The organism is Pseudomonas sp. 1176_21 (assembly GCF_052850635.1).
Genome location: NZ_VXCV01000016.1, coordinates 67,552 through 90,491, shown reverse-complemented (window position 1 = coordinate 90,491; position 22,940 = coordinate 67,552). Strand labels below are relative to the sequence as shown.

Genomic DNA, 22,940 nt, shown 5'->3' with positions numbered 1-22,940 from the left:
CGTTCCTGCTACGCTGGAAGTGGGGCGAAGTATAAAGACTTCTGGAAACCCGTCAAGCGCTATTCGCAATAAATCTGTCACATCGGTCAAAAACGTTGAAAAACAAAAGAGGGAGGCCTTGCGGCCTCCCTCCTTTCAGCCCGCCCTCAAAGGCTTGGGAATGCGAACTGCGATGCTTCATGGCTGGCGCGCTGCGGCCAACGCTGGGTGATCGCCTTGCGCCGGGTATAGAAGCGCACGCCATCCGGGCCGTAGGCATGCAGGTCGCCAAACAGCGAGCGCTTCCAGCCACCGAAGCTGTGATAGGCCACCGGCACCGGCAACGGAACGTTGACCCCCACCATGCCCACTTCGATCTCGTCGCAGAACAGACGCGCCGCTTCCCCATCACGGGTGAAGATGCAGGTGCCGTTGCCGTATTCATGATCGTTGATCAACTGCATGGCCTGCTCGAGGCTATTCACCCGTACCACACACAGCACCGGGCCGAAGATCTCTTCCTTATAGATACGCATCTCGGGGCTGACCCGATCGAACAGCGTACCGCCCACGAAGTAACCTTGCTCATGCCCCGCAACACTGTAGCCGCGGCCGTCCACCACCAATTCGGCACCGGCGGCCAGGCCGTCATCGATATAGCCAACCACCTTGTCGCGCGCAGCCGCAGTCACCAGCGGCCCCATGTCCAGGCCGCAACTGGTACCGGCACCGATCTTCAGCGCCTTGATCTGCGGCACCAGCTTGGCCACCAGTGCATCGGCTACCTGGTCACCCACGCACACCGCTACCGAGATTGCCATGCAGCGTTCACCGCACGAACCGTACGCCGCGCCCATCAGTGCGCTGACCGCGTTGTCCAGGTCGGCATCGGGCATCAGCACCGCGTGGTTCTTCGCACCACCCAGCGCCTGCACACGCTTGCCACGACGAGTGCCCTCGGCATAGATGTACTCGGCAATCGGCGTGGAGCCCACAAAGCTCAGCGCCTTGACCTCTGGGGCTTCGATCAGCGCGTCCACCGCCACCTTGTCGCCATGCACCACGTTCAGCACGCCCTTGGGCAAGCCGGCTTCCAGCAACAGCTGGGCAATGAACAGCGACGAGCTCGGATCGCGCTCGGACGGTTTGAGAATGAAGCAGTTGCCACAGGCAATCGCCAGCGGGTACATCCACAGCGGCACCATGGCCGGGAAGTTGAACGGGGTGATCCCCGCAACGATGCCCAGCGGCTGGAAGTCGGACCATGCATCGATGTTCGGGCCCACGTTGCGGCTGTACTCGCCTTTGAGCACTTCGGGGGCAGCGCAGGCGAACTCGACGTTCTCGATACCGCGCTTGAGTTCACCCGCCGCATCCTCGAGGGTCTTGCCATGCTCTTCGCTGATCATCTGCGCAATGCGCGACTCGTTCTGCTCAAGCAGTTGCTTGAAGCGAAACATTACCTGGGCCCGCTTGGCCGGCGGGGTATTGCGCCAGGCCGGGAATGCCGACTTGGCCGAATCGATGGCCTGCTGCACGGTTTCCCGGCTGGCCAGCGCCACCTTGCGTACCGCCTGGCCGGTGGACGGGTTGAACACATCGGCGGTGCGCTCACCGCTGGAAACCATTTCACCGTGGATCAGATGCTGAACAATGCTCATGCAGAACTCCAGAAAGGGGGTTCAGGCGCGGCACCGCGCGCCTGCTTATATAAAGAGAGGGATCAGCCGACCTGGTTGATCGCTTCGCCCACCGCATCGAACAGGCGATCCAGTTCTTGCCGGGTGGTGTTGAAAGTCGGGCCGAACTGCAGGGTGTCGCCGCCGTAGCGAACATAGAAGCCGGCGTTCCACAGCTTCATGGCGATCTCGAACGGACGCACGATGGCATCCCCGTCCCGCGCGGCAATCTGGATGGAACCGGCCAGGCCGTAGTTGCGAATGTCGACGATGTTCTTCGCGCCCTTGACTCCGTGCAGCACACGTTCGAAATGCGGTGCCAGGTCGGCAGCCGACTGCACCAGGTTCTCCTTCTCCAGCAGGTCGAGTGCAGCCAGGCCGGCAGCGCAGGCAACCGGGTGCGCGGAGTAGGTGTAGCCGTGCGGGAATTCGACCGCGTATTCCGGGGTCGGCTGGTTCATGAAGGTCTGGTAGATCTCGCTGCTGGCGATCACCGCGCCCATCGGGATGGCGCCGTTGGTAACCTGCTTGGCGATACACATCAGGTCGGGCGTCACACCAAAGGCGTCGGCACCGAACATGGCACCCATACGGCCAAAACCGGTGATCACTTCGTCGAAGATCAGCAGAATGTTGTGCTGGTCGCATATCTCGCGCAGGCGCTTGAGGTAGCCCTTGGGCGGTGGCAGTACACCGGCGGAGCCGGCCAGCGGCTCGACGATCAGTGCCGCGATGTTCGACGCATCGTGCAGCTCGATCAGCTTGAGCATCTCGTCGGCCAGGGCGATACCGCCCTCCTCCGGCATCCCCTTGCTGAATGCGTTGCCCGGCAGCAGGGTGTGCGGGATATGGTCCACATCCAGCAACTGGCCGAACATCTTGCGGTTGCCGTTGACGCCGCCCAGGCTGGTGCCGGCGATGTTCACGCCGTGGTAGCCACGGGCACGGCCGATCAGCTTGGTCTTGGTCGCCTGGCCTTTGAGGCGCCAGTAGGCACGCACCATCTTCAGCGCGGTATCGGCGCATTCGGAACCGGAGTTGGTATAGAAGACGTGGTTCAGGTTGCCCGGGGTCAGGTCGGTGATCTTCTCGGCCAGCTGGAACGACAGCGGGTGGCCGAACTGGAAGGCCGGCGAATAATCCAGCACACCCAGCTGACGCGACACCGCTTCCTGAATCTGCTTGCGGGTATGCCCGGCGCCGCAGGTCCACAGCCCCGACAGCGCATCATAGATCTTGCGCCCCTTGTCATCCGTCAGGTAGCTGCCTTCGGCGGCGACGATCAGGCGCGGGTCGCGCTGAAAGTTGCGGTTGGCGGTATAGGGCATCCAGTGCGCATCCAGCTTGAGCTGGCTGGCAAGGCCGAGGGGAGCGTTTTCAGGCAGATTCATGGGACAAACCTCGCAAGGCAATGAGCAACATGAGGGAGGCAAACGTTGTTGCAGCTAAGTTGTCACGGGGATAAAGTCTGAAAAAGCCTACTTTTCTAATCTTCAGTTAGCTGGACACTAAACTATGAGCCGTCGCCCGGAGCCGCTTGCGCAGGTCAGTGATTTCGACATCCGTCTGTTGAAAATCTACCGCAGCGTGGTGGAATGCGGCGGCTTCTCCGCAGCCGAGAACGTGCTGGGCATCGGCCGCTCGGCCATCAGCCAGCAGATGAGCGACCTGGAGCAACGCCTGGGCCTGCGCCTGTGTCAGCGCGGCCGTGCCGGGTTCTCGCTGACCGAAGAGGGCCGCGAGGTGTACCAGAGCGCACTGCAACTGCTCGGCGCGCTGGAAAGCTTTCGCACCGAGGTCAACGGCCTGCACCAGCACTTGCGCGGCGAGCTGAACATCGGCCTCACCGACAACCTGGTGACGCTGCCGCACATGCGCATCACCCATGCCCTGGCGCAGCTCAAGGACCGGGGGCCGGAGGTACGCATCCAGATCCGCATGATCGCTCCCAGCCAGGTCGAACAGGGCGTGCTCGACGGCAGCCTGCACGTCGGCGTGGTCCCCCAGACCAGCCCGCTGTCGGGGCTCGAGTACCAGCCACTGTACAGTGAGCGCTCACTGCTCTATTGCGCGGTCGGGCACCCGCTATTCTATGCCGATGACCGCCAGCTGGACGACGACCGCCTCAACAGCCAGGACGCGATCGCCCCCACCTTCCGCCTGCCGGCCGAGATCCAGGCCCAGTATCAGGACCTGCACTGCACCGCCAGCGCCTCGGACCGCGAAGGCATGGCGTTCCTGATTCTTACCGGGCGCTACATCGGCTACCTGCCCGACCACTACGCCAACGCCTGGGTACAGCAGGGGCGCCTGCGCGCCCTCAAACCCGACGAACGCTTCTATGACCTGAGCCTGTGCTGGGTCACCCGCAAGGGACGGCGCCCGCACCTGGTGCTCGAGAGCTTTCTGGACAGCCTGGCGGCCACCCGCTGATGCGGTTTATCGGCTTTTTCGCCGATGAGCGCTTGCCCGACTGCCATGGCTGGGTTATCAGTGCATGTGCCACACTACCCCGCTCTGTCCGGAATCGCCCATGACCTTCGAAGTCCCCGCACACCGCCTCCAGGCTGCCAGGCCTGCCGGCCGTATCCGCCAGAAGAACGAGCAGGCCATCATCCAGGCTGCCGAAGACGAGTTCGCCCGTCACGGCTTCAAGGGCACCAGCATGAACACCATCGCGCTGAACGCCGGGCTGCCCAAGGCCAACCTGCACTATTACTTCACCAACAAGCTGGGCCTGTACGTGGCGGTGCTGAGCAACATCATCGAGTTGTGGGACAGCACCTTCAACACCCTGAGTGCCGACGACGACCCGGCCGAGGCGCTGAGCCGCTACATTCGCGCCAAGATGGAGTTCTCGCGGCGCAACCCGCAGGCCTCGCGGATCTTCGCCATGGAGATCATCAGCGGCGGCCAGTGCCTGACCGACTACTTCAGCCAGGACTACCGCGACTGGTTCAAGGGCCGGGCCGCCGTGTTCGAAAGCTGGATGAATGCCGGCAAGATGGACCGCCTCGACCCGGTACACCTGATCTTCCTGCTCTGGGGCAGCACCCAGCACTATGCCGACTTCTCCACACAGATCTGCCAGGTAACCGGCCGCAGCCGCCTGACCAAGCAGGACATGGAAGACGCCAGCAACAACCTTATCCACATCATCCTCAAAGGCTGTGGCCTGACCCCACCGAACTGAACCCTGCTTATGCCTTTTACCCTGTTGGACACTTGCGAGTTTCGCGAAGAGATCCGCAAGAGCCGCTTCATCACCCTGGCCGGCCCCATCAGCAGCCCGGCCGAGGCCCAGGCCTTCATCGAACGGCACAGCGACCTGGCCGCCACCCACAACTGCTGGGCCTGGAAACTGGGGGCGCAGTACCGCAGCAGCGACGACGGCGAACCCGGCGGTACGGCCGGGCGCCCGATCCTGGCGGCCATCGAGGCGCAGGACTGCGACCAGGTAGTGGTGCTGGTGATTCGCTGGTACGGCGGCATTCAGCTGGGCACCGGTGGACTGGCCCGGGCCTATGGCGGTGGCGCCAACAAGTGCCTGCAACAGGCCGAAAAGCGCCTGCTGGTAAGCCGTGTCGAGCTGCACTGCAGTTGCGCATTCAGCGAACTGGCCCTGCTCAAGCTACGCGTCGCCGAAGCCGACGGCCTGGTGATGGACGAGCAGTTCACCGCCAACGGTGTCGACCTGTTGCTGGCGCTTGGCGAGGAGCAGATCGAACCGGTGCAACGACAACTGGCCGACCTGAGCCGCGGGCGCATTCTGCTCGAACGGCGCTGACACTTGCCCACATCCACTGTGGGCCCGGCTGTGGATAACCTCTTAGCACTCGGCTGCAGCCCTTCTGGATCAAGGCTCGCAGAGAAACGATCATATTTTGATCAAGATTTGATGACAGGCCATCAAGCGGCGTCGAATCAGTGACTTATCCCCAGCCAGGTGCCCTCGAGGGCCGGCTCCATGTCCACAAAACCGTGCCTGGCGCTTGCACACAAATACTGTGGAGCAAGCTGTGGATAAACCGTGAGCGAATGCGCCAAAGGCCTGCCGGCCAATGCTCCGCGCCGATTGATCATTTTATGAGCAGCCTCCAGGCCGTGCTACGCTGCGTATCCTCTGCCCACCTGTACGGAGTTATCCCATGACCGCCCCCAAAACCGCACTGATCATTGGCGCATCCCGTGGCCTGGGCCTTGGCCTTGTGCAGCGCCTGCGCGAGCAGGGCTGGAACGTGACCGCCACCGTTCGGGACCCTGCCAGGGCCCCTGCGCTGGCCGCGGTGCCCGGCGTACAGGTCGAGACCCTGGAAATGAACAGCACCGATCAGCTCGATGCACTGCAGGCGCGCCTCAAGGGTCAGACCTTCGACCTGCTGTTCGTCAATGCGGGGGTCAAGGGCCCTGATGACCAGAACCCGGAGCGGGTACAACTGGCGGATATCGGCGAACTGTTCATGACCAACAGCGTCGCGCCGATTCGCGTGGCGCAGCGCTTGAGCCCGCAGCTCAACGACAAGGGTGGGGTGATCGCCTTCATGAGCTCGGTGCTGGGCAGCGTGAGCATCCCCGACGCGCCCGACCTGGCCCTGTACAAGGCCAGCAAGGCGGCGCTCAATTCCATGATCAACAGCTTCGTCGTGCAGCTGGGCGACACCGGCCTGACCGTGCTGGCCATGCACCCGGGCTGGGTCCAGACCGACATGGGCGGCGAAGGCGCTGAAATCGACGTGCCTACCAGCACCGGCGGGATGGTTGAACAGGTCACCCTCAACAGCGGCAAGGGTGGCCTGCATTTCATCAACTACAAGGGCGAAAAACTGATCTGGTGATCTGACGCGCGGTGGGTGTAGACTCGGCCCTTCGCCCACCGCGGCGGACCTGGATCAGCAGACAGGGCAACACTGAGCTGGCTAACCTGAACCCACTTTCAGAGGAGCCGGCACCATGCCTGCGACCCGTATCTGGTTGAAAAACCCGCTTGCCATCTTTACCGCCAACACCCTCGACGCCCGTGGCGGCCTGGTGCTCGAAGGCGGCATCATCCGCGAAGTCCTCGGCCTCGGCCAAACCCCCGCCACACCTTGCCAGCAAACCTTCGATGCCCGTGAGCACGTGGTACTGCCAGGCCTGATCAACACCCATCACCACTTCTACCAGACCCTTACCCGTGCCTGGGCTCCGGTGGTCAACCAGCCGCTGTTCCCCTGGCTCAAGACGCTGTACCCGGTGTGGGCCCGGCTCACCCCGGCCAAGCTGGAGCTGGCGACCCAGGTAGCCCTGGCCGAACTGCTGCTGTCGGGCTGCACCACCGCTGCCGACCACCACTACCTGTTCCCCGACGGCCTGGAAAACGCCATCGACGTACAAGTGGAGAGTGTGCGCAAACTCGGCATGCGCGCCATGCTCACCCGCGGTTCCATGAGTCTGGGCGAAGCCGATGGTGGCCTGCCACCGCAGCAGACGGTGCAGCAGGGCGAGGTGATCCTGGCCGACAGCCAACGACTTATCCACAGCTACCACGAGCGTGACGCGGGCGCGCAGATCCAGATCGCCCTGGCCCCCTGCTCACCGTTCTCGGTCACGCCCGAAATCATGCGCGCCAGCGCGACCCTGGCCCAAGAGCTGGACGTGCGCCTGCACACGCACCTGGCCGAAACCCTCGACGAGGAGGACTTCTGCCTGCAGCGCTTTGGCCTGCGTACCGTCGACTATCTGGACAGTGTCGGCTGGCTCGGCCCGCGCACCTGGCTGGCCCACGGCATCCACTTCAACCCCGACGAGATTGCCCGCCTGGGCGCTGCCGGCACCGGCATCTGCCATTGCCCCAGCTCCAACATGCGCCTGGCATCGGGCATCTGCCCCACCGTGGAACTGACCGACGCGGGTGCGCCAGTGGGCCTGGGTGTGGATGGCTCGGCCTCCAACGATGCGTCCAACATGATCCTCGAAACCCGCCAGGCCCTGTACCTGCAGCGCCTGCGCTACGGTGCCGAGGCCATCACCCCCGAGCGCGTGCTGGGCTGGGCCACACGAGGTTCGGCGCAACTGCTTGGGCGCAACGACATCGGCGAGCTGGCCGTGGGCAAGCAGGCCGACCTGGCCCTGTTCAAGCTGGATGAACTGCGTTTTTCCGGCAGCCATGATCCGCTCTCGGCCCTGCTGCTGTGCGGTGCCGACCGGGCCGACCGGGTGATGGTCGGCGGCCGGTGGCGAGTGATCGATGGCCAGATCGAAGGGCTGGACGTGAAGGGCCTGATCGCCGATCACCGCCAGGCCGCCGCGCAACTGATCGCCGGCTAGGCAGCTAAAGGCCCAGCAGCGCCAGCATGATGAACGTGGCGAACAGCACGAAGTGGGTCATGCCCTCGATCGCGTTGGTTTCGCCATCGTTCAGGTTGATGGCGCTGACGATCAGCGTGATGAAGATCATCACCGTCTGCACCGGGGTCATGGCCATCTGGAACGGCTGACCGGTGTACAGGGCCATGGCCTCCATCAGCGGCACGGTGAGGATCACCGTCGACAGCGAGGCCCCCAGGGCGATGTTGACCACCGATTGCATGCGGTTGGCCAGCGCCGCGCGCAATGCGGTGAGAATCTCTGGCGCGGCAGAGATGGCCGCTACCACGATTGCCGTCAGTACCGGCGGTGCTCCGCTGCCCTCCAGGCCATAGTCCAGGGTCTTGGACATGACTTCGGCCAGCAGGCCGATCACCACCACCCCCGAAATCAGAATCGCGATCGATCGCGCCTTGTGGCCGCCCGGCGTCCCTGCCACCGGGTCGCGGCGTTTCTTCTGCGGGTAGCTGTAACTGAAAAAGTAGCTGTGCGGCCCCACCTGCATGCGCAGAAACAGCGTATACAGCACCACCATCGCGCCGATGGTGAAGGCCGAATACAGATGCCACTGGGCTTCGGGGATGAACTCGGGCACCACCATCGACACGCCCATCGCGGTCATGATCATCACGCTGTAGGTGCGTGCCGAATCGTCGTTGTAGCTCTGCTCGCCGTGCTTGAGCCCGCCCATCAACGCGGCCAGGCCCAGGATCCCGTTGATATCGAGCATCACCGCCGAGTAGATGGTGTCGCGCACCAGCGTCGGCGAGGCCTCATTGCTCATCATGATGGCCAGGATCACCACCTCCACCAAGACCGCCGACAGGGTCAGGATCATGGTGCCGTAGGGGTCGCCGACCTTTTCCGCCAGCAGCTCGGCATGCTGTGCAACCCGCATCGAGGCGCACACGATCGCCCCCACCAGCGCGAACCCGGCCAACAACGCCACGCCATGGCCGTGCCCCAGCAACAACGGCTCCAATGGCCAGGCCAGCAGGGCGGTCACCACGGCCAGCAGCAAGAGCTTTTCCTGGGTCAGTAGCTTGAGCATCGGCGGCCTTGAACAGAAGGGGTGTGGCTAGAGACTGTAGCTGCTGTGGAAGGTTTCCTGCTGCCGGACCATCCGGCCAGGTTTCGCGCCGCCCCTCGTCAACCGCTGTAGAATGGCGCGCAACCGCACCTTGATGAGAACACGCTATGTACGACTGGCTTAACGCGCTGCCCAAGGCAGAATTGCACCTGCACCTGGAGGGATCGCTCGAGCCCGAACTGCTGTTCGCTCTGGCCGAACGCAATGGCATCGCCCTGCCCTGGAACGATGTGGAGGCCCTGCGCGCGGCCTATGCGTTCAACAACCTGCAGGAGTTCCTCGACCTGTACTACCAGGGCGCCGACGTGCTGCGCACCGAGCAGGACTTCTACGATCTTACCTGGGCCTACCTGCTGCGCTGCAAGGCACAGAACGTGATCCACACCGAACCGTTCTTCGACCCCCAGACCCATACCGACCGGGGCATCCCGTTCGAGGTGGTACTGGCCGGCATCAGCGCAGCCCTCAAGGATGGCCAGCGCAAGCTGGGCATCAGCAGTGGCCTGATCCTGAGCTTCCTGCGCCACCTGAGCGAAGACGAGGCCCACGCCACCCTCGATCAGGCCCTGCCCTTTCGCGATGCCTTCATCGCCGTGGGGCTGGACAGCTCGGAGCAAGGCCACCCGCCCAGCAAGTTCCAGCGCGTGTTCGACCGCGCCCGTAGCGAAGGCTTCCTGACGGTCGCGCACGCCGGCGAGGAAGGCCCGCCCGAGTACATCTGGGAAGCCCTGGACCTGCTCAAGATCCAGCGTATCGACCACGGCGTGCGCGCCATCGAGGACGAGCGCCTGATGCAGCGCATCATCGACGAACAGATCCCGCTGACCGTCTGCCCTCTGTCCAACACCAAGCTGTGCGTGTTCGACCACATGCGCGAACACAACATCCTCGAGATGCTCGAGCGTGGCGTGAAGGTCACGGTGAACTCGGACGACCCAGCCTATTTCGGTGGCTACGTGACCGAGAACTTCCATGCCCTGCATACCCACCTCGGCATGACCCAGGACCAGGCCAGGCGTCTGGCGCAGAACAGCCTGGATGCGCGCCTGCTCAAGCCCTGACCTCTGCGCGGGCAGGTCGACCCATCACCGGTGGGTCGGCCTTGCCCGCCACCTGCGGCTACTCCCCCACCGCCAACGGCATGGGCGACTGTGCAATCAGCGGGATTTCACGCAACCCGGCGGGGGTGACGTGCAAGGCGCGCGAGTCACCGTTCATGCGCACCCAGCCCGACTGAACGAAAAGCCTGAGCAGGCTGCTGCCCAGAGCCCCGCCCAGGTGCGGGCGCTGCTCGCTCCACTCGCTGCAGCAACTGCACGCGCTGCAGGCTCTGCCCTCGCGCAGTGCCAATGCCTCGACGAAGATGCCAAAGTCGGCAAAGTGCAGGCGCCCCAGCGAGCTGACCTCCAACTGGCGGTCGCAGAGCTCCAGCCACTTGGCCTCCTGCAAGCGCTGGTAAAGGTCGGCCGCCAGCTCACCGCCCAGGTGGTCACGGCACAAGCGTGCGCGGCGCATCGCCAGCGGGATCCCCGGCGCCTCCCGGCTGACACGCACGCCCTGACGAAAATGCTCGCGCACCGGCACACTGGCCAGCGCCTCCACAGCGGCGCCCACCTCCGGGGCTGCCAGCCGAAAATACCGTTTGCGCCCGCGCGCCTCTATCTTCAGCAGCCCCCCTGCCAGCAGGCGCCCAAGGTGAGCGCAGGTGGAAGAAGGTGTCAGGCCGGTCATCCTGGCCAACTCGTCGGAGGGGCGGGCCAGACCGTCGATCAAGGCCCACAGCATGGCGCTGCGCTTGGGGTCAGCCAGCAGGCTGGCGATCACACTGATACTTGCTACAGGTTTCATATCTGCACTCCCTGCGGATTCCGAAGACGTAACTTGCCCGCCCCTGCAATGGAAACGTCTCTTGCTGGTAACGACTGCGGGGGCAAGTATATGCCGGCCTGTAAGCACTTAAACGGCCTCTATCTCCGGCAAAATTGCCCGTTTTGGGCAACCATGTGGCCTTCTGCAAAGGTCACTTTCGGGTGGCGGGCCTTCCGCCCCTGGCACCACAGCCGCATGGGGGCGGCTTTCCCTGCAGAGCGAGGGTTGCGCTCAAGGGCCGATGAGCGCGCAACGCCCTACATCCAAGGTAAACAAGTCACTCAACCTAAAATGAAATGTATGACCCTGATCCAGCGCCCGACAGCCGGCCCTGCCTAGCCGGTCATCGCCAGCAGCGGCTCCAGCAGGTGCCGGCATCTGGCCTTGAGTTCGTCGCGCAGCAACTGCACCGGCTTGCCGAGCTGCGCCCGGTGGGTGCACAGCAGATTCAGCGGCGCAGCTTCACCCCGCACCCCGGGCAGCAGCACTTCGAGGCGCCCTGCCTTCACATCGGCTGCCACATCCAGCCATGACTTGTAGGCAATGCCCACACCTGCCACGGCCCAGCGCCGTACCACGTCGGCGTCGTCGCAAAAGCGGTCGCCACGCACCAGCACCGTCTGTGTCGCGGCCCCGTCACTGAAGCGCCACTGGTCATGCACACGGCCACCCAACTGGTACAGCAGGCAGTTGTGCTCGGCCAGCTGTGCAACCGTCGCCGGTTGGCCATGGCGCGCCAGATAATCAGGTGCGGCGCACAGCACCCGGCGGTTGTCGGAGCACAGGGGCAGCGCCACCAGGCTCGAGTCTTCGGGGGTGCCGTAGCGCAGCGCCACATCCACCGGCTGGCGAAACAGGTCGGCATTGCGATCGCCCAGCAGCAGGCGCACGTTCAGCAATGGGTGCGCCTGCTGCAACTGGTCCAACCAGGGCAACAGCACATTGCGTCCGAAATCCGACGGTGCCGACAACTGCAGCACACCGCTCACCTCGGCCTGGCCCTGAGCCAACGCCCGCCGTCCCTCCTCGAGGCTGGCCAAGGCTACCCGGGCGTGGTTGAGGAACCCCTCGCCTTCAGCGGTCAGGCGCAGACTGCGCGTCGAACGGGCCAGCAGCCGCACCTTCAATTGCGCCTCAAGGCGCTTGAGCGCTGCGCTCGCCACTGCCGGCGAAAGGTCCAGCTGGCGCGCAGCGGCCGACAGGCTGCCCAGTTCCGCGGCGCGCACGAACAGTTGCAGATCATCGGTACGCAGCACTTGTCGGCCTCATTATCAAAAATAAATTGAAAGTATCTGCCGTTTTATCGGGTTTTAACCCCAAGTGAAAGCACTGATGATGGCGGCACTCCCCCCTCAAGGACCTCTTCATGAAAGCCATTGCCTACTATCAATCGTTGCCGATCGCCGACCCCGCCGCGCTGCAGGACATCGAGCTGCCCGCCCCGCAGCCTGGCCCGCGCGACCTGCTGGTGCAGGTGCACGCCATCTCGGTCAACCCGGTCGACACCAAGGTGCGCCAGAACGTGCAACCCGAGGCCGGCATGGCCAAGGTGCTGGGGTGGGACGTTGCCGGTGTGGTCAAGGCGGTGGGCAGCGAGGTCAGCCTGTTCCAGCCTGGCGACAAGGTCTACTACGCAGGCTCCATCGCCCGCGCCGGTGGCAACAGCGAGCTGCACGTGGTCGACGAGCGCATCGTCGGGCACATGCCCCGAACCCTGGGTTTCGCCGAAGCCGCCGCATTGCCGCTGACCGCCATTACCGCCTGGGAGCTGCTGTTCGAACGCCTGCAGATCGCCGAAGGCAAGGCCGACCTGGGCCAGAGCTTGCTGATCGTCGGTGGCGCCGGCGGCGTCGGTTCGATCCTGACTCAACTGGCCAGCCAACTGACCGGGCTCAAGGTCATCGCCAGCGCTTCACGTCCCGAAACCCAGGCCTGGGTAAGGGAGCTGGGCGCCGATGTGGTAGTCGATCACCGTCAGCCCCTGGCCCAGGCCCTGAAGGCGCAGGGTATCGATAGCGTTACCCACGTTGCCAGCCTGACCCAGACCGACCAGCACCTGGACCAACTGGTCGAGGCACTCGCCCCGCAGGGCAAGCTGGCGCTGATCGACGACCCCAAGCAGTTTGACGTGACCAAGCTCAAGCGCAAGAGCCTGTCGCTGCACTGGGAATTCATGTACACCCGCTCGCTGTTCGAAACCGCCGACATGCAGGCGCAGCACACGCTGCTCAACCGCGTGGCCGAGCTGATCGACGCAGGCACCCTCAAGACCACCCTGGGCGAGCATTTCGGCCCGATCAATGCAGCCAACCTGCGCCGGGCCCATGCGCTGCTCGAAAGCGGTGCAGCCAAGGGCAAGATCGTGCTGGAAGGGTTCTGAGCCCCTCCGGGCCCCGGCATGACCGTCAGTCAGTACGCTGACGCCGGTCATGCCGGGGCCCGGTCGCGGCGCTACAATGCTGCTGCATTTACCCAACCACACAGGTAGGCAGCGATGAAGATTATCGTCAGTGCATCAGCCCGCAAACCCGGGTGCCCGTGGCAGGTTCAGCTCGACCAGCATGTGGTCAGCTTTCGCAGCGAGGCCGAGGCTCGCGCCTTTGTCGACACCCTGCAACAACGCTTGCGGGCCCCGCACCCGCTCAAGCAGGTCGGCTGAGCTGCAGGCGTCGGGTCAACATAGCCACGCCCACCGCCGCCGCACCGCACAGGCTGATGACCAGCGCCATCGGCAGCGCGCTGCCGTCATGCAGCACTCCCACCAGGGCAGCCGCACCCGCCGCCACGCTGAACTGCACGCACCCCAGCAACGCCGAGGCACTGCCGGCGCGGGCACCCTGCCCGCTCATGGCGCAGGCCGAGGCGTTGGGGATGATGCAGCCAAGGCTGGCAATGCACACGAACAGCGGCACCAGCAACGGCCACAGCGCCTGCGTATGCAGCGCGCTGATTCCCAGCAGCACCAGCCCGGCCGCCAGGTATACCCACACCGTGCGGGCCAGCAAAAAGGCAGGCCCACGCTTGGCCAGCAATCGCGCATTCACCTGCGCCACCAGGATGAAGCCCGCCGCATTGCTGCCGAACAGCCAGCCGTAATGTTCGGCCGGTACCCCATAAAGCTTGATGAACACGAAGGGCGACCCGGCGATATAGGCGAACATGCCGGCAATCGCGATGCCGCCGGTCAGTGCATGCCCCATGAACACGCGGTCCTTGAGCAGGCGCCCGTATTGGCGCAACGCCCCCGACAGCGGCTGGCGTGGTTGGTTGGAAGGCAGGCTCTCCGGCAGGCCCAGGGCAACGGCCAGCGTACAGCCGGCGCTGAACAGGGTGAGCACGAGGAAGATCGACTGCCAGCCATACAGGTTGACCAGCACCCCGCCCAGCATCGGGGCAAGGATCGGCGCCAGGCCCATCACCAGCATCAGTTGCGAGAACACCTTGGCCGAAGCCACTGCATCACACTTGTCGCTGACGATGGCCCGCGACAGCACCATGCCTGCGCAACCACCCAGGGCCTGTACAAAACGCGCGGCGATCAGGGCGTCCAGGCTCGGTGCAAAGGCACAGGCCAGCGACGCCAGGGTAAACAGGGTCACCCCGACCAGCAGCGGAATGCGTCGACCGAAGCGGTCGGCCACCGGGCCATAGGCCAGCTGCCCCAGCGACAGGCCCAGGAAATAGGCCGCCAGAGTGGTCTGGATGTGTTTTTCGTCGGTCGCAAAGGCCAGGGCCATTGCCGGGAAGCCGGGCAAGTAGAAATCGATCGCCAACGGCCCGAACGCACTGAGTGCGCCGAGGATCAGGATGGTGCGCAGGTTCATCGGGAATCCATAGCAGGCTAAGCAAGTGCCTTAGTCTAACCGGGCTGCCATGGATAAGCCGCGAATCTTTTGCCGAATTCGCTGGCACGTGCGCCCCTTGTTGGAGCCGGCCTTGCCGGCAATCGAGCGCGCAGCGCTCGCACACCGGAATGCACAGTGCAGCAGACACACCGCCCATGCAGGGTCGGTAGCCGCTTCGCGCCGGTTCGCCAGCAAGGCTGGCTCCTACAGGCGAAGCGGCTACCGGCTTGTTCAGGCCACAAGCTCGGCCTTGTAACCCTCATCGACAATCGCCTGCACGATCTGCGGCGCCTGCAGCGAACTGTCGACGCGCACCTGCTTGCTGGCCAGGTCCACCTCTACGATGGCCTGTGCATCCTGGCTCTGTACCGCACGGGTCACGGCCTTCACACAGTGGCCACAGGTCATGCCTTGAACAGTGAATACTTGCATGGGAACTACCTCCTTGGGATTTGAGCGCAGTCTCAAGCTTGCCATCGGGGCAAGGTCAAGTGCATGCCGAACTGGAAATCCGCGCCAAGCTCGGCCAAGCTGCGCCCTTGTCGAACGATCAGCAGGAGATTCATTCATGGGCAGGGCAGCATTGGGCCTTATCGGTTTGCTCGGGTTGTGCAGCATCGTGCCCCTGGCCAGCGCCGAAGGGCCGTCGGACTACAGCGTGTTGATCATTTCCCGCGAGCGTCTGGAGGTCGCCACGTCCTGCGAGATCGGCATCTATCTCAACGACCAGCTGTCGGCGCGACTGTTCCAGGAACACTCCACCTCGTTCAACCTGCCGGGCGGCCCGGTGAACGTGCGCCTGCGCCTGCTTCCCGGGCAGGCACCGGGTTGCAACAACGGCATCGAGAACCAGCGCAGCACGCGAATCAACGTACTGGCGGGCCAGGTCAACAAGTACCGCATCGTCATGGACAACAATGGCCTCAGCCTGAAGAAGGCCGCTCTGGGCTATTGACCTTGCCAATGGGGTAAGGTTGATGCTTGGCGCCTGTCCAAGGAGGAGAGCCCCATGTCCGCATCAACCACCTTCGATCTGCCGATTCAAGGCATGACCTGCGCCAGCTGCGCCGGTCGTGTCGAGCGCGCCCTGCGCAAAGTCGCCGGCGCCGAACACGTCAGCGTCAACCTCGCTACCGAACACGCCCGGGTGCAAGCCCCTGCCGACGCCCTGCCGGCACTGGTCGACGCCGTCAGCCAGGCCGGTTACAGCGTGCCCGCCCAGAGCCTCGAACTGCAGATTGGCGGCATGACCTGCGCCAGCTGTGCCGGGCGCGTGGAGCGGGCCTTGAACAAGGTGCCCGGCGTACAGCGGGTCAGCGTCAACCTGGCCAACGAGCGCGCGCACATCGAGCTGCTGGGGCAGGTCGACAGCGCGCTGCTGATCGACGCGGTGACCCAGGCAGGTTACACGGCCAGCCTGCCGCAAGCGGGCAAGGCCGACCAGGCCGACGCCGAGCGACGCCTGCGCAAGGAGCGCTGGTCGGTCGGCCTGGCCATACTGCTGGCCCTACCGCTGGTGCTGCCGATGCTGCTGCAGCCCTTCGGCATCCACTGGATGCTGCCGGCCTGGGCACAGTTCGTGCTGGCCACCCCCGTGCAGTTCATCCTGGGCGCACGCTTCTATGTCGCGGCCTGGAAGGCGGTACGCGCCGGGGCCGGTAACATGGACCTGCTGGTAGCCCTGGGCACCAGCGCTGGTTACGGCCTGAGCCTGTACGAATGGGCGCGGGCCACCGCAGGCAGCATGCCGCACCTGTATTTCGAAGCCTCGGCGGTGGTCATCGCCCTGGTGCTGCTGGGTAAGTACCTGGAAAGCCGCGCCAAGCGCCAGACCGCCAGTGCCATCCGCGCCCTAGAAGCTCTGCGCCCTGAGCGCGCCCTGCAGGTGATCGACGGCCAGGAGCGGGACGTACCCATCAGCGCCCTGCGCCTGCATGACCTGGTGCGCGTGCTGCCTGGCGAACGCTTCCCGGTGGACGGTGAGGTGATCGAGGGCCAGAGCCATGCCGACGAAGCCCTGATCAGCGGCGAAAGCCTGCCAGTGCCCAAGCAGCCGGGCGACCGCGTGACTGGCGGCGCCATCAACGGCGAAGGCCGCCTGCTGGTAAGTGTGCTGGCTCTGGGTACTGAAACCGTGCTGGCGCGCATCATCCGCCTGGTCGAAGACGCCCAGGCCGCCAAGGCCCCCATCCAGAAACTGGTCGACCGGGTCAGCCAGGTGTTCGTGCCAGCCGTGCTGGTGCTGGCCCTGGCAACCCTGGTCGGCTGGTGGCTGGCCGGCGCGCCAATCGAAACCGCGCTGATCAATGCCGTGGCCGTGCTGGTCATCGCCTGCCCCTGTGCCCTGGGCCTGGCCACACCCACCGCGATCATGGCCGGTACCGGCGTGGCCGCGCGCCACGGCATCCTGATCAAGGACGCCGAAGCGCTGGAGCGTGCCCATGCAGTCAACCGCGTGGTGTTCGACAAGACCGGCACCCTCACTTCCGGCAGCCCGCGCATCGTTCACAGCAAGGCCCAGGGCATCGAGGCAGGCGAACTGCTGCAACTGGCCGGCGCCCTGCAACGCGGCAGCGAACACCCGCTGGCCAAGGCGGTACTGGATGCCTGCCAGGAGCAGGGCCTGACCGTACCCGACATCGACGACAGCCAATCGCTGACCGGCCGCGGCATCGCCGGCCACCTCAATGGCCGCGACCTGGCCCTGGGCAACCGTCGCCTGCTGGAAGAAAGCGGCCTGCAACCGGGTGAACTCGCCACCAGCGCCCAGGCCTGGGAGGCCGAGGGGCGCACCTTGTCGTGGCTGATCGAGCGCGGTGCGCAACCACGGGTGCTGGGCCTGTTCGCCTTCGGCGACAGCCTCAAGCCTGGCGCAGACGCCGCCGTACGCCAGCTGAGCCAACAGGGCATCAGCAGCCACCTGCTGACCGGCGACAACCGCGGTAGCGCCAAGGTGGTGGCCCAGGCCCTTGGCATCAATGACGTGTACGCCGAGGTGCTGCCGGCCGACAAGGCCGCCACTGTTCTCGAACTGAAGAAATCGGGTGTGGTAGCGATGGTGGGTGACGGCATCAACGACGCGCCGGCCCTGGCCGCCGCCGACATCGGCATCGCCATGGGTGGCGGCACCGACGTGGCCATGCAGGCCGCCGGCATCACCCTGATGCGCGGCGACCCGCGCCTGGTACCGGCCGCCCTGGAGATCAGCCGCAAGACCTACGCCAAGATCCGCCAGAACCTGTTCTGGGCCTTCATCTATAACCTGATCGGTATTCCGCTGGCGGCCTTCGGCCTGCTCAACCCGGTGCTGGCCGGTGCGGCCATGGCCCTGTCGAGCGTCAGCGTGGTCAGCAACGCCTTGCTGCTCAAAACCTGGAAACCGCAAACGCCGCCACAGGACGATGCCCCATGAACATCGGACAAGCCGCCAAACGTACCGGCCTGAGCGCCAAGATGATCCGCTACTACGAGTCAATCGGCCTGCTCAAGCCGGCCTCGCGCAGCGACAGTGGCTACCGCCTCTACCAGCAGGACGACCTGCACGCGCTGGCATTCATCAAGCGCTCGCGAGACCTGGGGTTTTCATTGGAGGAAGTGGCCAAACTGCTGACCTTGTGGCAGGACCGCCAGCGCGCCAGCGCCGACGTGAAAGCCCTGGCCAACGAGCATATCGCTGACCTGAACCGGCGCATCGACGAGCTGGTGAGCCTGCGCGATACGCTGAGCGAGCTGGTCGCCCACTGCCAGGGGGACGATCGCCCCGACTGCCCGATCCTCAAGGACCTGGCAGCCGGCAGCTGCTGTCACTAGCGCGTTACTGCATCCACGGCGGTGGCGGTTCCTCGGCCTTGGCCGGGCCGTTCTCCGCCTCGGCGCGTGCAGCCTGCCGGCGCGCCTCGTCCAGGCGCGCCGCTTCGATCTCGCGCATCACCCCGTCGACATCGGCGCTGTGCTCGTCCTCCGCGAACTGCCCGCTCAGCGGGCTTTCCGGAGTCAGCTCGCCGGCCTCGTACAACGCCCACATTTCCTTGGCGTAGCGGGTGGCCTTGAGCTCCGGGGCAAACTGGCCGAAGTACCCGGCCATGTTCCCCACATCGCGCTCGAGCATGCTGAACGCATGGTTGTTGCCGGCCGCATCCACCGCCTGGGGCAGGTCGATGATCACCGGGCCGTCAGGGCCGAGCAGCACGTTGAATTCCGACAGGTCGCCATGCACCAGGCCGGTGCACAGCATCAGCACGATCTGGCGGATCACGAAGTCGTGGTACTCGCGGGCCTGATCGGCCTCCAGGTGCACGTCGTTCAGGCGTGGCGCCGCATCGCCATGGGCATCGGACACCAGCTCCATCAACAGCACGCCATCGAGAAAGTCGAACGGCTTGGGTACCCGCACGCCGGCACTGGCCAGGCGAAACAGGGCTGCCACCTCGGCATTCTGCCAGGCCTCCTCGGCCTCCTTGCGCCCATACTTGGAGCCCTTGGCCATGGCCCGCGCCTGGCGGCTGTTGCGCACCTTGCGGCCCTCCTGGTATTCGGCGGCCTGACGGAAGCTGCGCTTGTTGGCCTCTTTGTAGACCTTGGCGCAGCGCAGCTCGGTACCGCACCGCACCACGTACACCGCGGCTTCCTTGCCACTCATCAGGGGTCGGATGACTTCATCGACCAGCCCGTCTTCTATCAGTGGTTCTATGCGTTTTGGAGTCTTCATCGGCTTTTGTTCTGGGTCCTGTTTTGCCAAACACACGGGTATCACGGGTTGCCGGCCATCGTCTCACAGCCATGAGCCAGATGCGCGCTCACGATACAACAAGGCCCTCAAAGGAAGTGGACCCGATAATGTCCAAATAATTTAATCCCGCCTGCACCGAGTGCCTCGTGGCTTCCCGAACATGGCAGACACTCACTGCCTGAACAGTTCCCCCGGCGTCGCCCCGAACAAGCCCTTGAACGCCACGATGAACGCCGACGTCGACTCATAGCCGCAACCCAGCGCCGCCTGGGTCACGCTCTGCCCCTGCTCCAGCGCCTGCAGCGACGACAGCAGGCGCATGCGCTGGCGCCAGCCGCGAAAGCTCAGCCCCGTCTCGCGCTGAAACAACCGCATCAGGGTCTTCTGCGAACGCCCCAGGCGCTCGGCCCAGTAGGCCAGGCCGGCGTCCTGCTCCGGGTGCGCCAGCAATGCATTGCACACCTCGAGCAGGCGCGGGTGCTGCGGCAGCGGCAACGAAAAACCCACCTCGGGCAGCCCCTGCAACTGCTCCAGCAGCACCTGCACCAGATGTGCCTCGGGGCTCTCGCCTTCGGCGTAATCCACCGGGAACAGGCAGAACTGCTTGATCAGCTCACGGGCCAGCGGCGTCACCTCCAGCACCCGGCAGCGCGGCCCGGCCCACGCTGCATCGGCCTGACGCACATACAGGCTGCGCATTTCGGCACGAGTCGAGGTAATCACCTCATGCTCCACCCCGGCCGGTATCCACACGCCCCACTGCGGCGGTGCAAAAAAACTGCCCTCGGCGGTGTACACCCCCAGCACCCCGCTGATCGCATAGGAAAACTGTATCCAGTCGTGTCGATGACGCGGCGTCCACGAGCCGGCCCCCAGGCTTTCGGCACGCGCATACAGTGGCCGCGGCAGGGTATCGAGCAGCGGGATAGGGCGTGGCAGCAGATTTTGTCCGTTACTCGGCATCGCTTGGCCTTGTGTCGCGAGACGGAAGAATGGCCACAGGTTAGCCTGCCGCTTCGTTATTACAAGATGATTCGCAGGCCCGCCTATGCAAGCTCACCTCAAGCGCGTGGTAACCGACTGGTTTCTGTGCGGCATGTTTCTCGCCACCTTCCTCGCCTGGCTGTTCCCGCACTTCGGTGCCAGTGGCGGCTCGATGCACGCCGAATACGTGATCAACATCGGCGTGTTCGTGGTGTTCTTCCTTCACGGCATCAACCTGTCCAGCGAACAGATCCGCCATGGCCTGAAGAACTGGCGCCTGCACCTGATGGTGCAGGGCTTCACCTTCGTGGTGTTCCCGCTGCTGTGGTGGCTGGGCGACAGCGTGCTGGGCAGCCATGTGCCGGCGCTGCTGATGCTCGGCTTCCTGTACCTGTGCGCCCTGCCCTCGACCATCTCCTCGTCGGTGGCGCTGACCGGCAGCGCCGGCGGCAACGTGCCCGCCGCAATCCTCAACGCCAGCCTGTCCAGCGTGCTGGGCATCTTCCTGACCCCGTGGCTGGTGAGCCTGGTGGTGGGCAACGGCAGCGATGGCATCGACCTGGGCGCCACCCTGCTCGACCTGTGCGCCATGCTCCTGCTGCCGCTGGTGCTGGGGCAGTTGCTGCGCCCGTGGCTGGGCCGCTTCTTTGCCCGCCACAAGCGCTACACCAACGTGATGGACAAGGTGGTGATCCTGCTACTGGTGTACGCGGCGTTCTGCAACTCGATGATCTCGGGGCTGTGGCAGCAGCAGGGTGGCTCGGTACTGCTCACCGCCGTTCTGGGCAGCGCGTTGCTGCTGGCGCTGATCCTGTGGCTGACCACCCGCAGCGCGCGGCTGCTCAGGTTCAGCCCGGCCGACGAGATCGCCGCAGTGTTCTGCGCCAGCAAGAAATCCCTGGCCGCCGGCGCACCGATGGCCGCATTGATCTTCGGCGCCCATCCCGGGCTGGGGCTGATTCTGCTGCCGATCATGATCTATCACCCGCTGCAGTTGATCGTGTGCTCGATCATGGCCGAACACTACGCCAACCGCCCGGCGCCCCTGGCCAAGGAGGCGCCGCTGGTCAGCGCTCGATGATCGCGGTCACGCCCTGCCCGCCCGCGGCGCAGATCGAAATCAGCCCGCGGCCCTGGCCGGCCTCGTCCAGCAGCTTGGCCAGGTTGGCCAGAATGCGCCCGCCGGTGGCGGCGAACGGGTGCCCTGCAGCCAGCGAACTGCCCTTGACGTTGAGCCTGTCGCGGTCGATGGCGCCCAACGGCTCGCTCAGGCCCAGCCGGCTCTGGCAGTAGTCGGCGTCTTCCCAGGCCTTCAGCGTGCACAGCACCTGGGCGGCGAAGGCTTCGTGGATCTCGTAGAAGTCGAAGTCCTGCAGGGTCAGGCCGTTGCGCTCCAGCAGTCGAGGTACCGCATAGGCCGGCGCCATCAGCAGCCCCTCCTGGCCTTTGACGAAATCCACCGCAGCATTCTGACCATCGAGAAAATACGCCTTGATCGGCAGCCCGCGCTCGCGCGCCCACTCTTCGCTGGCCAGCAGTACCACCGAAGCGCCATCGGTCAGTGGCGTGGAGTTGCCCGCCGTCAGCGTGCCCTTGGCGCTGCGCTCGAACACCGGCTTGAGGCTGGCAAGTTTCTCCAGGGTCAGGTCCGGGCGCAGGTTGTGATCGCGGGTCAGGCCCAGAAAGGGCGTGAGCAGGTCGTCCTGCCAGCCTTCGGCAAACGCCCGGGCGAGGTTCTGGTGGCTGCGCAAGGCCAGCTCGTCCTGCTCGGCACGGCCTATCTGCCAGGTCTGCGCCATCAGCTCGCAGTGCTCGCCCATCGACAGCCCGGTACGCGGCTCGCCATTGCGCGGCAGCTCGGGCTTGAGGTGCCAGGGCCTCAGCTGCAGGAACACCTTGAGCTTGTCGCCCGTGGTCTTGGCCCGATTGGCCTGCAGCAGCAACTTGCGCAGCCCCTCGTTGACCGCAATCGGCGCATCGGAGGTGGTGTCCACACCGCCGGCAATGCCGCTGTCGATCTGCCCCAGGGCGATCTTGTTGGCCACCATCAGCGCGGTTTCCAGCCCCGTGGCGCAGGCCTGCTGCAGGTCATAGGCCGGGGTCTGCGGCGACAGCCGCGAGCCCAGCACGCATTCGCGGGTCAGGTTCATGTCGCGCGAGTGCTTGAGCACCGCGCCCGCCGCCACTTCGCCCAGTTGCAGGCCATGCAGGCCGAAACGCTCCACCAGCCCTTCGATTGCCGCAGTCAGCATCGCCTGGTTGCTGGCCGTGGCGTAGGGCCCGTTGGAGCGGGCGAACGGGATTCGATTGCCGCCGATGATCGCGACCCGACGTAAAGCGCGCATGCACAGACTTCCTTATTCCGAGACGGGATAGACCCGCTATAGCGTAGGTGTTTTTTCGCCAGTCGAACGACCGAA

General features: G+C 64.9%; 22 protein-coding genes. 12 read left to right on the top strand and 10 right to left on the bottom strand.

The genetic code is table 11. The features are described 5' to 3' along the window. Positions 1-146: 146 nt before the first annotated feature. Entirely contained in the window at positions 147-1,640 is a 1,494-nt protein-coding gene (locus FW760_RS24865; RefSeq protein ID WP_043860970.1) for a CoA-acylating methylmalonate-semialdehyde dehydrogenase, read from the bottom strand. 62 nt (positions 1,641-1,702) lie between these two features. Continuing rightward, positions 1,703-3,049, bottom strand: coding sequence for an aspartate aminotransferase family protein (locus FW760_RS24860; RefSeq protein ID WP_123753258.1), 1,347 nt, complete (start codon positions 3,047-3,049; stop codon positions 1,703-1,705). 124 nt (positions 3,050-3,173) lie between these two features. Between FW760_RS24860 and FW760_RS24855 the strand changes: the two genes are divergently transcribed. From FW760_RS24855 to FW760_RS24835, 5 genes are all read left to right on the top strand, one after another. Beyond that, positions 3,174-4,091 (top strand): LysR family transcriptional regulator, encoded by a 918-nt coding sequence (locus FW760_RS24855; RefSeq protein WP_043860968.1) that lies wholly within the window; start codon positions 3,174-3,176, stop codon positions 4,089-4,091. A gap of 100 nt (positions 4,092-4,191) precedes the next feature. Continuing rightward, the gene (locus tag FW760_RS24850; protein ID WP_043860967.1) at positions 4,192-4,851 is read left to right on the top strand and encodes a TetR/AcrR family transcriptional regulator; all 660 of its coding nucleotides are present in this window, start codon (positions 4,192-4,194) and stop codon (positions 4,849-4,851) included. Positions 4,852-4,860: 9 nt separating this feature from the next. Beyond that, positions 4,861-5,445: an IMPACT family protein gene (locus FW760_RS24845; RefSeq protein ID WP_043860966.1), complete on the top strand. Its 585-nt coding sequence runs from the start codon at positions 4,861-4,863 to the stop codon at positions 5,443-5,445. A 361-nt stretch (positions 5,446-5,806) separates the two neighbouring features. Then, positions 5,807-6,493 carry an SDR family oxidoreductase gene (locus FW760_RS24840; RefSeq protein ID WP_043860965.1) on the top strand — a complete coding sequence of 229 codons (687 nt, stop codon included), beginning with the start codon at positions 5,807-5,809 and terminating at the stop codon, positions 6,491-6,493. 115 nt (positions 6,494-6,608) lie between these two features. Next, positions 6,609-7,964: an 8-oxoguanine deaminase gene (locus tag FW760_RS24835; protein ID WP_104572949.1), complete on the top strand. Its 1,356-nt coding sequence runs from the start codon at positions 6,609-6,611 to the stop codon at positions 7,962-7,964. Between the two features lie 4 nt (positions 7,965-7,968). Here the strand turns inward: FW760_RS24835 and FW760_RS24830 are convergent, their stop codons facing one another. Further along, entirely contained in the window at positions 7,969-9,054 is a 1,086-nt protein-coding gene (locus FW760_RS24830) for a calcium:proton antiporter (protein ID WP_043860963.1), read from the bottom strand. Positions 9,055-9,200: 146 nt separating this feature from the next. On the opposite strand from FW760_RS24830, the gene FW760_RS24825 reads away from it, so the two are divergent. Continuing rightward, positions 9,201-10,154 (top strand): adenosine deaminase, encoded by a 954-nt coding sequence (locus FW760_RS24825; protein WP_054916632.1) that lies wholly within the window; start codon positions 9,201-9,203, stop codon positions 10,152-10,154. A 58-nt stretch (positions 10,155-10,212) separates the two neighbouring features. Here FW760_RS24825 and FW760_RS24820 read toward each other — a convergent pair whose 3' ends face one another. Beyond that, positions 10,213-10,941: an ArsR/SmtB family transcription factor gene (locus tag FW760_RS24820; protein ID WP_043860961.1), complete on the bottom strand. Its 729-nt coding sequence runs from the start codon at positions 10,939-10,941 to the stop codon at positions 10,213-10,215. Between the two features lie 356 nt (positions 10,942-11,297). Further along, positions 11,298-12,218 (bottom strand): LysR family transcriptional regulator, encoded by a 921-nt coding sequence (locus FW760_RS24815; protein WP_350488959.1) that lies wholly within the window; start codon positions 12,216-12,218, stop codon positions 11,298-11,300. 110 nt (positions 12,219-12,328) lie between these two features. On the opposite strand from FW760_RS24815, the gene FW760_RS24810 reads away from it, so the two are divergent. Further along, entirely contained in the window at positions 12,329-13,342 is a 1,014-nt protein-coding gene (locus FW760_RS24810) for a zinc-binding alcohol dehydrogenase family protein (RefSeq protein ID WP_446444077.1), read from the top strand. 114 nt (positions 13,343-13,456) lie between these two features. After that, positions 13,457-13,621 (top strand): sensor domain-containing protein, encoded by a 165-nt coding sequence (locus FW760_RS24805; RefSeq protein ID WP_116052671.1) that lies wholly within the window; start codon positions 13,457-13,459, stop codon positions 13,619-13,621. On the opposite strand, the gene FW760_RS24800 is transcribed toward FW760_RS24805, so the two are convergent. Next, positions 13,605-14,786 carry a multidrug effflux MFS transporter gene (locus FW760_RS24800; protein ID WP_054916633.1) on the bottom strand — a complete coding sequence of 394 codons (1,182 nt, stop codon included), beginning with the start codon at positions 14,784-14,786 and terminating at the stop codon, positions 13,605-13,607. The two genes, FW760_RS24805 and FW760_RS24800, sit on opposite strands and share 17 nt — an antisense overlap. Positions 14,787-15,038: 252 nt before the next feature. Further along, positions 15,039-15,239 (bottom strand): heavy-metal-associated domain-containing protein, encoded by a 201-nt coding sequence (locus FW760_RS24795; RefSeq protein ID WP_043860957.1) that lies wholly within the window; start codon positions 15,237-15,239, stop codon positions 15,039-15,041. A gap of 136 nt (positions 15,240-15,375) precedes the next feature. Here FW760_RS24795 and FW760_RS24790 point away from each other — a divergent pair, with 136 nt between their 5' ends. The 3 genes from FW760_RS24790 to cueR are packed head-to-tail and all read left to right on the top strand — an operon-like array spanning position 15,376 to position 18,617. Next, positions 15,376-15,762: a hypothetical protein gene (locus tag FW760_RS24790; RefSeq protein ID WP_054916634.1), complete on the top strand. Its 387-nt coding sequence runs from the start codon at positions 15,376-15,378 to the stop codon at positions 15,760-15,762. Positions 15,763-15,816: 54 nt separating this feature from the next. Further along, a complete protein-coding gene (locus FW760_RS24785) occupies positions 15,817-18,219 on the top strand; it encodes a heavy metal translocating P-type ATPase (RefSeq protein ID WP_058540777.1) in 2,403 nt (800 codons plus the stop codon). Further along, positions 18,216-18,617, top strand: coding sequence for a Cu(I)-responsive transcriptional regulator (gene cueR, locus FW760_RS24780; RefSeq protein WP_043860954.1), 402 nt, complete (start codon positions 18,216-18,218; stop codon positions 18,615-18,617). The genes FW760_RS24785 and cueR overlap by 4 nt, the downstream gene beginning before the upstream one ends. A gap of 4 nt (positions 18,618-18,621) precedes the next feature. On the opposite strand, the gene FW760_RS24775 is transcribed toward cueR, so the two are convergent. Both FW760_RS24775 and FW760_RS24770 read right to left on the bottom strand, forming a co-directional pair. After that, the gene (locus FW760_RS24775; RefSeq protein ID WP_043860953.1) at positions 18,622-19,515 is read right to left on the bottom strand and encodes a PA4780 family RIO1-like protein kinase; all 894 of its coding nucleotides are present in this window, start codon (positions 19,513-19,515) and stop codon (positions 18,622-18,624) included. 192 nt (positions 19,516-19,707) lie between these two features. Further along, positions 19,708-20,499, bottom strand: a complete 792-nt coding sequence (locus tag FW760_RS24770; RefSeq protein ID WP_446444076.1) for an AraC family transcriptional regulator — start codon at positions 20,497-20,499, stop codon at positions 19,708-19,710. Positions 20,500-20,584: 85 nt separating this feature from the next. Between FW760_RS24770 and FW760_RS24765 the strand changes: the two genes are divergently transcribed. Continuing rightward, positions 20,585-21,601, top strand: a complete 1,017-nt coding sequence (locus FW760_RS24765; protein ID WP_446444075.1) for a bile acid:sodium symporter family protein — start codon at positions 20,585-20,587, stop codon at positions 21,599-21,601. On the opposite strand, the gene FW760_RS24760 is transcribed toward FW760_RS24765, so the two are convergent. Further along, positions 21,588-22,865 (bottom strand): acetyl-CoA C-acetyltransferase, encoded by a 1,278-nt coding sequence (locus tag FW760_RS24760; protein ID WP_043860950.1) that lies wholly within the window; start codon positions 22,863-22,865, stop codon positions 21,588-21,590. The genes FW760_RS24765 and FW760_RS24760 overlap by 14 nt on opposite strands. Positions 22,866-22,940: the final 75 nt, after the last annotated feature.

What these genes read in the sequence shown, in the direction of transcription:
- FW760_RS24820 (WP_043860961.1), bottom strand. Translation starts at nt 10,941, where the DNA reads ATGAAACCTGTAGCAAGTATCAGTGTGATCGCCAGCCTGCTGGCTGAC.
- FW760_RS24865 (WP_043860970.1), bottom strand. Translation starts at nt 1,640, where the DNA reads ATGAGCATTGTTCAGCATCTGATCCACGGTGAAATGGTTTCCAGCGGT.
- FW760_RS24765 (WP_446444075.1), top strand. Translation starts at nt 20,585, where the DNA reads ATGCAAGCTCACCTCAAGCGCGTGGTAACCGACTGGTTTCTGTGCGGC.
- FW760_RS24835 (WP_104572949.1), top strand. Translation starts at nt 6,609, where the DNA reads ATGCCTGCGACCCGTATCTGGTTGAAAAACCCGCTTGCCATCTTTACC.
- FW760_RS24810 (WP_446444077.1), top strand. Translation starts at nt 12,329, where the DNA reads ATGAAAGCCATTGCCTACTATCAATCGTTGCCGATCGCCGACCCCGCC.
- FW760_RS24770 (WP_446444076.1), bottom strand. Translation starts at nt 20,499, where the DNA reads ATGCCGAGTAACGGACAAAATCTGCTGCCACGCCCTATCCCGCTGCTC.
- FW760_RS24805 (WP_116052671.1), top strand. Translation starts at nt 13,457, where the DNA reads ATGAAGATTATCGTCAGTGCATCAGCCCGCAAACCCGGGTGCCCGTGG.
- FW760_RS24860 (WP_123753258.1), bottom strand. Translation starts at nt 3,049, where the DNA reads ATGAATCTGCCTGAAAACGCTCCCCTCGGCCTTGCCAGCCAGCTCAAG.
- FW760_RS24775 (WP_043860953.1), bottom strand. Translation starts at nt 19,515, where the DNA reads ATGAAGACTCCAAAACGCATAGAACCACTGATAGAAGACGGGCTGGTC.
- FW760_RS24850 (WP_043860967.1), top strand. Translation starts at nt 4,192, where the DNA reads ATGACCTTCGAAGTCCCCGCACACCGCCTCCAGGCTGCCAGGCCTGCC.
- FW760_RS24800 (WP_054916633.1), bottom strand. Translation starts at nt 14,786, where the DNA reads ATGAACCTGCGCACCATCCTGATCCTCGGCGCACTCAGTGCGTTCGGG.
- FW760_RS24840 (WP_043860965.1), top strand. Translation starts at nt 5,807, where the DNA reads ATGACCGCCCCCAAAACCGCACTGATCATTGGCGCATCCCGTGGCCTG.
- FW760_RS24760 (WP_043860950.1), bottom strand. Translation starts at nt 22,865, where the DNA reads ATGCGCGCTTTACGTCGGGTCGCGATCATCGGCGGCAATCGAATCCCG.
- FW760_RS24785 (WP_058540777.1), top strand. Translation starts at nt 15,817, where the DNA reads ATGTCCGCATCAACCACCTTCGATCTGCCGATTCAAGGCATGACCTGC.
- cueR (WP_043860954.1), top strand. Translation starts at nt 18,216, where the DNA reads ATGAACATCGGACAAGCCGCCAAACGTACCGGCCTGAGCGCCAAGATG.
- FW760_RS24830 (WP_043860963.1), bottom strand. Translation starts at nt 9,054, where the DNA reads ATGCTCAAGCTACTGACCCAGGAAAAGCTCTTGCTGCTGGCCGTGGTG.
- FW760_RS24795 (WP_043860957.1), bottom strand. Translation starts at nt 15,239, where the DNA reads ATGCAAGTATTCACTGTTCAAGGCATGACCTGTGGCCACTGTGTGAAG.
- FW760_RS24855 (WP_043860968.1), top strand. Translation starts at nt 3,174, where the DNA reads ATGAGCCGTCGCCCGGAGCCGCTTGCGCAGGTCAGTGATTTCGACATC.
- FW760_RS24825 (WP_054916632.1), top strand. Translation starts at nt 9,201, where the DNA reads ATGTACGACTGGCTTAACGCGCTGCCCAAGGCAGAATTGCACCTGCAC.
- FW760_RS24790 (WP_054916634.1), top strand. Translation starts at nt 15,376, where the DNA reads ATGGGCAGGGCAGCATTGGGCCTTATCGGTTTGCTCGGGTTGTGCAGC.
- FW760_RS24845 (WP_043860966.1), top strand. Translation starts at nt 4,861, where the DNA reads ATGCCTTTTACCCTGTTGGACACTTGCGAGTTTCGCGAAGAGATCCGC.